General features: G+C 60.4%; 11 protein-coding genes. 4 read left to right on the top strand and 7 right to left on the bottom strand.

The window, feature by feature from the left end; genetic code table 11:
- The first annotated feature begins 167 nt into the window (after positions 1 to 167).
- Both carB and EOC83_RS30170 read left to right on the top strand, forming a co-directional pair.
- Entirely contained in the window at positions 168 to 3,674 is a 3,507-nt protein-coding gene (gene carB, locus EOC83_RS30175) for a carbamoyl-phosphate synthase large subunit (RefSeq protein ID WP_027162088.1), read from the top strand.
- 179 nt (positions 3,675 to 3,853) lie between these two features.
- Entirely contained in the window at positions 3,854 to 5,641 is a 1,788-nt protein-coding gene (locus EOC83_RS30170) for an AIPR family protein (protein WP_063168793.1), read from the top strand.
- Positions 5,642 to 5,679: 38 nt separating this feature from the next.
- Here EOC83_RS30170 and EOC83_RS30165 read toward each other — a convergent pair whose 3' ends face one another.
- From EOC83_RS30165 to EOC83_RS30155, 3 genes are all read right to left on the bottom strand, one after another.
- Positions 5,680 to 6,072, bottom strand: a complete 393-nt coding sequence (locus EOC83_RS30165; RefSeq protein WP_027039300.1) for a RidA family protein — start codon at positions 6,070 to 6,072, stop codon at positions 5,680 to 5,682.
- A 220-nt stretch (positions 6,073 to 6,292) separates the two neighbouring features.
- A complete protein-coding gene (locus EOC83_RS30160; RefSeq protein ID WP_063168794.1) occupies positions 6,293 to 6,748 on the bottom strand; it encodes a hypothetical protein in 456 nt (151 codons plus the stop codon).
- A complete protein-coding gene (locus tag EOC83_RS30155) occupies positions 6,749 to 7,132 on the bottom strand; it encodes a DUF6152 family protein (protein ID WP_063168795.1) in 384 nt (127 codons plus the stop codon).
- Positions 7,133 to 7,344: 212 nt separating this feature from the next.
- Between EOC83_RS30155 and EOC83_RS30150 the strand changes: the two genes are divergently transcribed.
- The gene (locus EOC83_RS30150) at positions 7,345 to 7,665 is read left to right on the top strand and encodes a DUF1476 domain-containing protein (RefSeq protein ID WP_063168796.1); all 321 of its coding nucleotides are present in this window, start codon (positions 7,345 to 7,347) and stop codon (positions 7,663 to 7,665) included.
- 162 nt (positions 7,666 to 7,827) lie between these two features.
- Here the strand turns inward: EOC83_RS30150 and EOC83_RS30145 are convergent, their stop codons facing one another.
- Together EOC83_RS30145 and EOC83_RS30140 are read right to left on the bottom strand one after the other, a co-directional pair.
- Positions 7,828 to 8,382 (bottom strand): DUF4142 domain-containing protein, encoded by a 555-nt coding sequence (locus EOC83_RS30145; protein ID WP_027162094.1) that lies wholly within the window; start codon positions 8,380 to 8,382, stop codon positions 7,828 to 7,830.
- Positions 8,383 to 8,514: 132 nt separating this feature from the next.
- On the bottom strand, positions 8,515 to 9,258 hold the full coding sequence (locus tag EOC83_RS30140) for a DUF899 family protein (protein ID WP_063170314.1): 744 nt from the start codon (positions 9,256 to 9,258) through the stop codon (positions 8,515 to 8,517).
- 145 nt (positions 9,259 to 9,403) lie between these two features.
- On the opposite strand from EOC83_RS30140, the gene EOC83_RS30135 reads away from it, so the two are divergent.
- Positions 9,404 to 9,739 carry a hypothetical protein gene (locus tag EOC83_RS30135; RefSeq protein ID WP_063168797.1) on the top strand — a complete coding sequence of 112 codons (336 nt, stop codon included), beginning with the start codon at positions 9,404 to 9,406 and terminating at the stop codon, positions 9,737 to 9,739.
- Positions 9,740 to 9,767: 28 nt separating this feature from the next.
- Here the strand turns inward: EOC83_RS30135 and EOC83_RS30130 are convergent, their stop codons facing one another.
- Together EOC83_RS30130 and EOC83_RS30125 are read right to left on the bottom strand one after the other, a co-directional pair.
- A complete protein-coding gene (locus EOC83_RS30130; protein WP_063168798.1) occupies positions 9,768 to 10,592 on the bottom strand; it encodes a carbohydrate ABC transporter permease in 825 nt (274 codons plus the stop codon).
- Position 10,593: 1 nt separating this feature from the next.
- The gene (locus tag EOC83_RS30125; protein WP_063168799.1) at positions 10,594 to 11,556 is read right to left on the bottom strand and encodes a sugar ABC transporter permease; all 963 of its coding nucleotides are present in this window, start codon (positions 11,554 to 11,556) and stop codon (positions 10,594 to 10,596) included.
- Between the last annotated feature and the right edge of the window lie 32 nt (positions 11,557 to 11,588).

Here is an 11,588-nt window from a genome sequence, read left to right as displayed (position 1 = left end):
CTACTCCCCTACTCCCCTATTCCCCTACCTCGCATTTTCGGGGTTACATCAGTCAAAACTCTTCCCTATAAGGCCCTCCTAGCCTGATACCAGAATCGCGAGCACAACCGGCCGGGTCTTCCCGTCCCGGTTTTTTGTGCAAGCCGCCCGCCGAACGGACCTTTGACATGCCAAGACGCACTGACATCAAGTCGATCCTGATCATCGGGGCCGGCCCCATCGTCATCGGCCAGGCCTGCGAGTTCGACTATTCCGGCACGCAGGCCTGCAAGGCGCTGAAGGAGGAAGGCTTCCGCGTCATCCTGGTCAATTCCAACCCGGCCACCATCATGACCGACCCGGAACTGGCCGACGCCACCTATATCGAGCCGATCACGCCTGAAGTGGTGGCCAAGATCATCGCCAAGGAGCGGCCCGACGCGCTGCTGCCGACCATGGGCGGCCAGACCGCGCTCAACACCGCTCTGTCGCTGCGCCGCATGGGCGTGCTCGAGCGCTACAATGTCGAGATGATCGGCGCCGACGCTACCGCCATCGACAAGGCCGAGGACCGCGCGCTGTTTCGCGAGGCGATGAAGAAGATCGGCCTGGAAACGCCGAAGTCGATGCTGGCCAACGCCACCGACGTCAAGAACACCGACCGCAAGACGCATGAGGCCGAGCGCGCGGCGCTCAAGGCCGAGAAGCCGGCCGATCTCGACGCCGCGCTCGATGCGCTGGAAACCCGCTGGAACCTCGGCGAAGGCGACCGCAAGCAGCGCTATATCAGCCATGGCATGGCGATCGCCGCCCAGGCGCTCGACCATGTCGGCCTGCCGGCCATCATCCGCCCGTCCTTCACCATGGGCGGCACCGGCGGCGGCATCGCCTACAACCGCGCCGAATTCTACGAGATCGTCCAGTCCGGCCTCGACGCCTCGCCGACCACCGAAGTGCTGATCGAGGAGAGCGTGCTCGGCTGGAAGGAGTATGAGATGGAGGTCGTCCGCGACAGAGCGGACAATTGCATCATCGTCTGCTCGATCGAGAACATCGACCCGATGGGCGTGCATACGGGCGATTCGATCACCGTCGCCCCGGCGCTGACGCTGACCGACAAAGAATACCAGATGATGCGCAACGCCTCGATCGCCGTGCTGCGCGAGATCGGCGTCGAGACCGGCGGTTCCAACGTGCAGTTCGCCGTCAACCCGGCCGATGGCCGCCTGGTGGTGATCGAGATGAACCCGCGCGTCTCGCGCTCGTCGGCACTTGCCTCCAAGGCGACCGGCTTCCCGATCGCCAAGATCGCGGCAAAACTCGCCGTCGGCTACACGCTGGACGAGCTGGAGAACGACATCACCGGCGGCGCGACGCCAGCCTCGTTCGAACCGAGCATCGACTACGTCGTCACGAAGATCCCGCGCTTTGCCTTCGAGAAATTCCCCGGCGCCGAGCCGGTGCTGACCACCGCCATGAAGTCGGTCGGCGAAGTCATGGCCATCGGCCGCACCTTCCAGGAATCGCTGCAGAAGGCGCTGCGTGGACTTGAAACCGGCCTGACTGGTCTGGACGAGATCGAGATTCCCGGTCTCAGCCATGGGGGCCTCGGTTCCGCCAACCATGCCGACGACCGCAACGCCATCCGCGCAGCGCTCGGCACGCCGACGCCCGATCGGCTGCGCATGGTGGCGCAGGCGATCCGCATGGGCACCTCGTTGGAGGACGTGCACGCCATGTGCAAGATCGACCCGTGGTTCCTCGAACAGATCGCCGGCATCGTCGCCATGGAAGCCCGCATCCGCGAGCACGGCATTCCCGAGGATGCCGTCAACCTGCGCATGCTGAAGGCCATGGGTTTCTCCGATGCCCGCCTCGCGTCGCTGACGAAGACCGACGCCGAAGTGATTCAGAAAGCTCGCGAAAAGCTCGACGTTCATCCTGTTTATAAACGCATCGACACTTGTGCGGCCGAGTTCGCCTCGCCCACCGCCTACATGTACTCGACCTATGAAGTGCCGTTCGCCGGCGCGCTGGCCAACGAGGCGCAGGTCTCGTCGCGCAAGAAGGTCGTCATCCTCGGCGGCGGGCCGAACCGCATCGGCCAGGGCATCGAGTTCGACTATTGCTGCTGCCACGCCGCCTTCGCGCTGCGCGACGCCGGCTATGAAGCGATCATGATCAACTGTAACCCGGAGACGGTCTCGACCGACTACGACACCTCGGACCGGCTCTATTTCGAGCCGCTGACGGCCGAAGACGTGCTGGAGATCCTGCGCGCCGAGCAGGCCTCGGGCGAGCTGGTCGGCGTCATCGTCCAGTTCGGCGGCCAGACGCCGCTGAAGCTGGCGGATGCGCTGGAGAAGGCCGGCATCCCCATCCTCGGCACCTCGCCCGACATGATCGATCTCGCCGAAGACCGCGACCGCTTCCAGAAGCTGCTGCACAAGCTCAACCTGAGCCAGCCGAAGAACGGCATCGCCTATTCGGTCGAGCAGGCCCGCCTGGTCGCCGGCGAGCTCGGCTTCCCGCTGGTGGTGCGCCCGTCCTATGTGCTCGGCGGCCGCGCCATGCAGATCATCCATGACGAGGGCATGCTGCAGACCTACCTGCTCGACACCGTGCCCGGCCTGGTGCCGGAGGACATCAAGCAGAAATACCCCAACGACAAGACCGGCCAGATCAACACGCTGCTGGGCAAAAACCCGCTGCTGTTCGACACCTATCTCTCCGGCGCCATCGAGGTCGATGTCGACTGCCTCTGCGACGGCAAGGCGACCTTCGTCTCCGGCATTCTGGAACACATCGAGGAGGCCGGCATCCATTCGGGCGACAGTGCCTGCTCGCTGCCGGTGCACTCGCTGCCTTCCGAACTGGTCGACGAACTGGAGCGCCAGACGGCAGCCCTTGCCCGCGCGCTCAATGTCGGCGGGCTGATGAACGTGCAGTATGCGATCAAGGACGGCACGGTCTATGTGCTGGAGGTCAACCCGCGCGCATCGCGCACCGTGCCCTTCGTCGCCAAGACCATCGGCCGGCCAATTGCCAAGATTGCCGCCCGCATCATGGCCGGCGAGAAGTTGGAAGACGCCTTCGCCCATTACGGCGCCATGCCCGACCCCAGGAACCCCGGCCACATCGCGGTCAAGGAAGCCGTGTTCCCCTTCGCCCGCTTCCCCGGCGTCGACATATTGCTCGGCCCGGAAATGCGCTCGACCGGCGAGGTCATGGGCCTCGACCGCGATTTCGCGCTGGCCTTCGCCAAGAGCCAGCTCGGCGCCGGCGTCGACCTGCCGCGCTCCGGCACGCTGTTCGTCTCGGTGCGCGACGAGGACAAGAAAGGCATCCTGCCGGCGGTGAAGCGCCTGGCCGGCCTCGGCTTCAAGGTGCTGGCCACCTCAGGCACCGCCCGCTTCCTCGCCGAAAACGGCGTCGACGCCCAGAAGATCAACAAAGTGCTGGAAGGCCGCCCCCACATCGAAGACGCCATCCGCAACCGCCAGGTGCAGATCGTCTTCAACACCACGGACGGCCAGAAGGCAGTGTCGGACTCGAAGTCGCTGCGGCGGGCGACGCTGATGCAGAAGGTGCCGTATTATACGACGCTATCGGGCGCGGCTGCGGTGGCGGAAGCGATTGCGGCACTGAAGGCGGGGAGCCTCGAGGTCAGGCCGCTGCAGGAGTATTTTGCGTAAGGATTGGTGAACTGCTGTCGGCAGTTCTCGCTTTCAAATTGCTCGCCGCAGCCAAATGATATCCGGATTATACCAGCATCTAAAATAGTGCACTCCGACGGTTAGTAAAGGGTCGGATACAGTAGACAGCCCCCGAGACGTCACGTACGCTAACAGCCAAAAGGCGGGGGGACCAAAAAATGAATCCAGTAATTCGCGCTCAAGTCAAGGATTACGCAAAATCCACGAGCATCGAGTCGGCAAGTCTTAGTGATCAATTCGAAATTTACTCGATATTTGCGACTCTAATCGGTCTGTTGGCCGAGTCCGCAGATGCCAACGATGTCCATTTGACAGGCACGGAGTTCGGTCTCGACGGAGTCGCAATATTAATACAAGGGGAAGTAGTAAAAACACGGATCGAAGCAGAAGATAAGCTCGCCGCGATCAAAAATCCATCGATTGAGTTTGTTTTCTTTCAGTCGAAAACTAGCCCAAGTTACGACTACGGTGACATTTCCAAATTTTTCGATGCTATAACCAGCTTTTTTGATGGCGATTTGCGAGATGAAAGCCCCCAATTGTCGGACTTAACCGAGGCGATGCTCGCGGTATATGAAGGTGTAGTTGGAAAGAAAAATCCTTCGCTAAAAGCGTTCTACATCGCAACCGGAAATTACGAGGAACCTCGGCGCATTGAGTCTTTGAAGAATACATTCACTCGTCAAATGTCTGAAAAAAACATGTTTGACAGAGACAACCTTGACGTAAGTATCGTTGGAGCTCTTCAGCTACAACAATGGTACCGAGCCGCCACAACATCTGTCGAAGCAGAAATTGAATTTACAAAAGCAGTCGTTATGCCAAAAAATAAGAATGTGGACGAGGCATACGTTGGATATCTCGAGGCCAAACAACTAGTTAAGCTATTTACTTTGTTTGACGATAAATTTAACGCAATCGGCATCAATAAATCGGTTTTCGTTGACAATATTAGAGACTACGATCAAAGATCTAAGATTAACCAAGAAATAAAGGTCTCAGTACTTGAGAGCGGTGGTGATGATTTTGCTTTTAGGAATAACGGCGTTACAGTTGTGTCGAAAAGTATAGACCGCACTGGAGATCGATTCCATCTTGAGGACTATCAAATAGTAAATGGGTGTCAAACGAGCAATATTATATACGAATTGATCTTTGGGGAAAGCAAAGGGGCAGCTGAAGATCTAAATCTAATTGACCATATTGCAGTGCCATTCCGCCTGATTGGGTCGAAGAACGATGACTTCGTCGCATCGATCATTATTGGAACGAATAGGCAGAACCCGGTGAAGGAAGAACAATTCTGGGCGCTGAGGCCATTTTTAAAGAGCCTCGAAGAATACGCCAGATCGGTTGAGCCGGAAGAGATCATATATCTTGAACGGCGCGAAAACCAATATCGTGGCCAGCAGGTCGAGCGCGTTAGGATAATTCAGCCATCTTCGATGATGAAGGCCCTGGCTGCCGCGATTTTCTTCCAGCCCAATCGTGCAGCTCGCGACTATCGGGGAATCATGTCGGAGTATGATAGCAAGATATTTAAGGATGATCATGATGTTAGGATCTATCATGCCTGCTGTTATCTCTACTACCGAATTGAGTTCCTCTGGAGAAACCAGCGTATAGATAATAAATATAAGACGTTCCGATTTTATATCATATGTGCCGTCGGTTTAATTGTGACCCGAGGCAGAGACGTCTTTTCCATGAAAAAATCGGAAATAGAAAAAGTAGCGCAGAATATTATTGCATTGAGCAAGAATGAAGAGGCGCTCAAGGCGGTGGTTTATAGAAGCTCAGCGATATTAGACGACAAACTTAAGCAGTTTGGGACGCAGTCCCAGGAGAGGGTTCGGGACGCCATCCGATCAGAGTCGGTTTCTAACGAATTTAGAGAGATGATCCTGACCCAAGACATTCCTGAGGTGAAAAACTACGTTTCATAAGAGGCTGGCGAGTCGTCATGCTCGTTCCTATACTCTCATCACGCCACCGCCACACACTCGATCTCGATATCGAACTCCATCGGCCACGACGCCACCGGCACAAAACTCCGCGCCGGCGGATTGACGCTGAAATACCTGGCATAAACACGGTTGATGGCGTTGTAGAAGCCGGAATTGACGGCGTAGATACGCACCATCACCACATTGTCGAGCGAAGTGCCGGCCGCTTCCAGGCAATGTTTCAGCGCCTTCAGCGACGCCTCGGTCTGCACCTCGATGTCGCCGCGCACCATCTCGCCGGTCACCATATCCACCGGCGGCGTCGCCGAGATGAACACGAAGCCGTTGGCCTTGACCGCTGTCGAGCAGGGAAGGCCGAGCGCCCGCACCTTGGCGGACATGACCGGCACTTCGATGATTTCTTTTTTCATGGCAGTTCTCCCTGAGTTGCAGGGAGCTTATCCCGGCACGGGCGGAACGCCAGCGCCGTTCTTCCCTTCTCCCCTTGTGGGAGAAGGTGGATCGGCGCGATAGCGCCGAGACGGATGAGGGGTGTTCCAGCGGAGTGAGACGTCGGCGTTCCCTGGAACACCCCTCATCCGTCGCCTTCGGCGACACCTTCTCCCACAGGGGGAGAAGGAAGATGCGGCGCTAGAGAAATCCGATGAACCGTCCGGCGAAAAGCACGGACGTCCACAGCAGTATCGAGAGCACAGCCAGGATGGTGCTGCCGGCCAGATCGTCACCACCTCTGGCGAAGCGCAGGAAGGTGAAAAAATTGACGCCGGCGAGAAGGATGAGTGCCATCTTGGCGAGGAAAACCGGCATCGCCGCATAGGTGCTCGCCTTGACCGAAAACAGCAGCGAGCCTGTGACGAGCGCACCCGCGAATGCACTTAATGCAATGCGGCGCAGCAGCGCGACGAATGCGGCTTGCGGCAGCGAACGGAAAGCGCCGCAGATCCTGAGGTCCATGAGAACGACGCTGGTCAACAGCGCGCCGATCGACATGATGTGGAGCGCATTGACTATGGGATAGGCGACGAAGGAAGCCTTCAGCCACCGCGCCAACGCAAGATGCTCAATGCCGGCGAGGAACTCGGCCATTTACGCCGGCGGCACGCGGTCGGGATAGACATCATATGTCTTGCCGTTGACGATGACGCGCACCGCTTTCATGCGCTTTTCGGTCGCCTCGAGCGAGCGGTTGCCGATCGCGGTCACCTCGTCGCCGACCTTGGCCACCTCCTCCGTGAAGCCGGCGGCGATCGTGCGTGATGGCGGCGCCATCTCCACCCGCCAGGCCTCACCCTCCGCGTCGACATCCAGCGTGGCGTGCGGATTGCCGATATAGATGGCCGTGATCTTGCCCTTGAGTTCGAAAAACCCATCCTGTGTCCACGACCAGCCGTGATGGGCATAGGCCGCGGTGCCGGCGGCAAGCATCACGGCCGCCGTCAGCGCGACGCTGCGAATTGCCTTGAACTGCATCGCTCGTCTCCTCGGTTCATCCCGCAGGCACTTGAGAGTAGGACACGGCGCGGCAACGTCAAATCATATCGAGCGAAAGACTGGACCGCCAAGCGCCCGCCCAATCGCCGGCATGACGCCTTGTTAATGACACCCATGCGCGCCACTCTCTCTTTCCTGGCCGTTCTTCCCCTGGGCTGAAGATCGGACTCCCATCGGAAACGAGGCGAACCATGAGCAGCATGAGAGACCGTCAGGAAGGCTTCGAAAAGAAGTTTGCGATGGACGAGGAAACGAAGTTCAGGGCCATGGCGCGCCGCAACAAGCTGCTCGGCCTGTGGGCCGCCGAAAAGCTCGGCAAATCCGGTGCTGACGCCGACGCCTATGCCAAGGAGGTCGTGCACGCGGATTTCGAAGAGGCAGGCGACAACGATGTGTTCCGCAAGGTCCGCGCCGACTTCGACGCGGCGGGCATCGCCCAGTCGGATGGCCAGATACGCACCGCCATGGAAGAGCTGCTGGTGACCGCGGTCGAGCAGATCAGGTCGACCTGAGCGCCGCTCAGCCTTGATCGGTATAGGGCGTGCCGTGCTTAAGGCACAGGGCCATATTGTGGTGTTGGTTGGCCAAGCGGGCTGGCTTCCATCGTAGCGCTCTACGGCGCCCCCCTCTGTCCTGCCGGGCAGGACAGAGGGGGGCGCCATAGTGAACCGCCCTCACCCCTGATGCGCGGCGGCCAGTTCCTTCACGTGTTTTTCGTGCATCTGCAGCGTCGGCAGGGTTTTCTTGGCGAATTCCTTCATTGCCGGGTCGTCGCCGGATTTCGCATAGCCGCTGAACAGCGCGACGGCTTCCTTATGAGCGTTGGTCTGCATCTCGATGTATTTGGCCTGGAATTGATCGCCGCTGGCGCTCTTCAGCTCATCGAGCATCTTCTGCTCCTTGGGCTGCAGGGCCGGACCGGACGGTGCGGTGGCCGAGGTTGTCTGGCCCTGGGCAAGCGCCGCCTTGAATTCCTCGCCGGCCTTGGTGTGATCGGCGATCATCTGTTTGGCGAACGCCTTGACGTCGGCGTCGGTCGCCTGTTGCTCGGCGAGCTTGCTGGACTGGATCTCGAACTCATTGGCGCTCGGCACCGTCTTGATGAAGGTCGAAGTGTCGACCTTCGTCGTGGCGGCGAGCGGCGTGGTCGTGGCGGTCGTGTTCGACTGGGCAAAGGCCGGCGCGCCGGCAAGCAATGCTGCTGCGGTCAGAATGGTAAGCGTCTTCATGGCATGTCTCCGGTTGGAATTGTCCCTCGGACAATCCAACGTCGCTTGGGCACTCCGGTTGCAGATCATGAGGAAGAAGCCTGCGCGTATCGCCTCGATTACCCGAACCGCGGCGGCTGGCCACAACTGCCTTCAGTGGCAGCAAGCTTCGCCATATTGCAGCTGCTCGTTCCAGTTCGGGCGACCTTCCGGCGTGAAATCCATCAGATTCCACAGCGTTTCGCAGGTGCCGAGGCCACGCGGATCCTGACCGGGCTCCGTCGGTGCGAAATCCAGTTCCGAACTCCAGAAATGGCGTATGCCGTCGGGGTCGCGGTGAAACACCGACAGCAGCGGGATCTGTGAGCCGTCGGCCGCCTCCGCATTGTAGTCGCGCTTGAAGCTGTTGGCCGCCGAAGACACCAGCCGCATGTTGCGCCAGCCCCGATCTCGACCGAGCGTGACCAGGTTTTCGAGCGCGGTCTTGCCCACCACCGCGAAATTGAAGCCGGCCGCCTGGAGATGCCCGACCGCGCCGTCGAACTGATCGAGCAATGCCGTGCAGGACGGACATGGCTGGTCCGGTCGGGCGAGCTTCGCCGTGCCGCCGCTGGTCGCCACATCGCGCTTCTCCTGCGGGTGGCGCGGGAACATCATGTTGTAGAGGATCAGGCTGTCCTTGCCGGGCGCGAACAGCTCCGACAGCCTTGTCTTCGCGGGCTTGCCGTGGGCATCCAGTGCGTCGAATTCATAGTCCTGGCGGATCAGCCCGCCCGGCGGCAGCGCGCGCCGGGCCTCGGCGACCTCTTCCATGGCGCGGCGCAGCTCGATTTCCTTCTTCAGCAATTTTTCGCGCGCGGTGCGGTATTTCGCGGATTCGTTGGGAAAGGTGATCATGATCGGCTCCTTCAAGTCGCAGCGCCGGCGTCCCGGCGCGGTTGCTCTGCGACCCAAGGACGTTTGGCGGTGATCGGCTCCGACATTTATTGCGCATGGTGATATGTCGTAATACCTGTCCGGGCAGCGTGATCCGGGGGACGAGATGCACGACGACGAGATCGATCTGCGCTGCCCGCAAGTAGTGACCGACAATGCCGCCAAGGGCCTCAGACTGCGCGGAGAATTCGGCCGCGGCGGCACCGAGATCGGCGTCGCCCGCGCCACCGAACTGAAGAACCGGGAAAAGCTCGCGCCCTCCACCATTCGCCGCATGGTCAGCTATTTCGCCCGCCACGAGGTCGACAAGCGCGGCAGGAACTACGGCAATGAGCAGAACCCTTCGGCCGGCTACATCGCCCGGCTGCTGTGGGGCGGCGATGAAGGCCGCACCTGGGCGCTTGATCTCAAGCAGAAGATCGGCAACGCGCCGGACATCTGACAACGGTCCGCACTACGCTGACCGCTCCTCACCCCTTCACCCCGCCGGCGGTGAGGCCGGAGACGATCTTGCGCTGGAAGATCAGCACCAGCACCACCAGCGGCACCGTGACGATCACCGAGGCGGCCATGATGTTGCCCCAGGGGATCTCGAACTGCGAGTTGCCGGAGAGCAGCGCGATCGCCACCGGCACGGTCCGCTGTGCGTTGTTGGAGGTGAAGGTCAGGGCAAACAGGAACTCGTTCCACGCACCGATGAAGGCCAGCAGGCCGGTGGTCGCCAGCGCCGGCCACATCAGCGGCAGGAAGACCCGGGTGACGATGATCCACGGCGTCGCGCCGTCTAGGATCGCCGCCTCCTCGACCTCGACCGGCAGGTCGCGGACGAAGGTGGTGAGCACCCAGACGGTGAACGGCAAGGTGAAGATCATGTAGGAGAAGATCAGCGCGAACAGGGAATTGTAGAGGCCGAAGATGCGGACCAGTTCGAACAGCCCGGCCAGCAGCGCCACCTGCGGGAACATCGACACCGACAGGATGATGAACAAAAGCGCCGAGCGGCCGCGGAATCGAATGCGCGCCAGCGCGTAGGCTGATGTGATGCCGAGCAACAGCGACAGCGCGACGACTGCGCCGGAGACGAAGAGCGAGTTCGCGAGGTTGCGCACGAAGGCGCCCTCGATCAGCACGTTTCTGTAATTGGCGAAACTGATCGTCGTTGGCCACAGATCAGCCCGGAACAGATCGGTCCCGGATTTCAGGCTGGTGACGATGGCGTAATAGAACGGGAACACCGCGACGAAGACGATTGCCCCGACCAGCAGGTAAAAGGCCGTGCGCTTCACGATCCACATCTCAGCGGTCCCCGTCCAGGCTGATCCGGCCGATCCGGATGGTGACGATGGTAAGCAGAGCGAGAATGAGGAAGAGCAGGGTCGAGGCGGCGGAGCCATAGGCGAACTTGTCGAACTCGAACAGGTTCTCGCGGGCGAACACCGACATCGACTTGGTGTGCACATTGTTGGGCGTCAGCACATAGATCAGGTCGAAGATACGCAGCGCATCGAGCGCGCGGAAGATCACCGCCACCAACAGCGCGGGACGGATCAGCGGCAAGGTCACCCGCCAGAAGATCTGCCAGGGGTTGGCGCCGTCGAGCCTGGCGACCTCGATGATCTCCCTCGGCAGCATCTGCAGCGCGGCCAAGATGAGCAGCGTCATGAATGGCGTCGCCTTCCAGATATCGACGATGAGGACCGCCGCCATCGCGGTGTCGGCGTTGGCCGTCCAGGCGATCTTGGTGCTGATCAGGCCGAGATTGAGCAGCACCACATTGATGATGCCGAACTGGTCGTTGAGCATCCATTGCCACATCTTCGCCGAGACGATCGTCGGGATCGCCCAGGGGATCAGGATCGCCGCCCTGACGATGCCGCGGCCTCTGAATTCGGCGTTGAGAACCAGGGCAACGATGGTGCCGAGGATGGTCTCGCAGGTCACCGAAATCACGGTGAAGCGCACCGTGTTCCAGACGGCACGCCACCAGACAGGGTCGACCAGCAACCCGTCATAGAGGGTCCGGCCGCTTGGCATGTGAAGTACCGAAAAGTAATTGGCGAAGCCGACCCATTGGCGCGCGTCGAGATCGGCCAGCGAGGCGTCGGTGAAGCTGAAATAGACCGTGCGGGCAAGCGGCCAGCCGGCCGCCGCGGCGAGCACCAGAAGCATTGGCGCCAGGAAAAGCCACGCCGAGCGAACGCGCTGTGCCCTCAACGGCGCGTGCGCGGCCTTGGCTGTTTCCGGTTTCATCCCTGTCATCTCGCTCCGCTCGCTGCGGTCCCGCCGGCCGG

It is taken from the genome of Mesorhizobium sp. Primo-A (assembly GCF_003997175.1).
Lineage (GTDB): Bacteria > Pseudomonadota > Alphaproteobacteria > Rhizobiales > Rhizobiaceae > Mesorhizobium > Mesorhizobium ciceri.
Note: the sequence above shows the minus strand (reverse complement) of the source record. Positions and strands in the feature narration are given on the sequence as shown.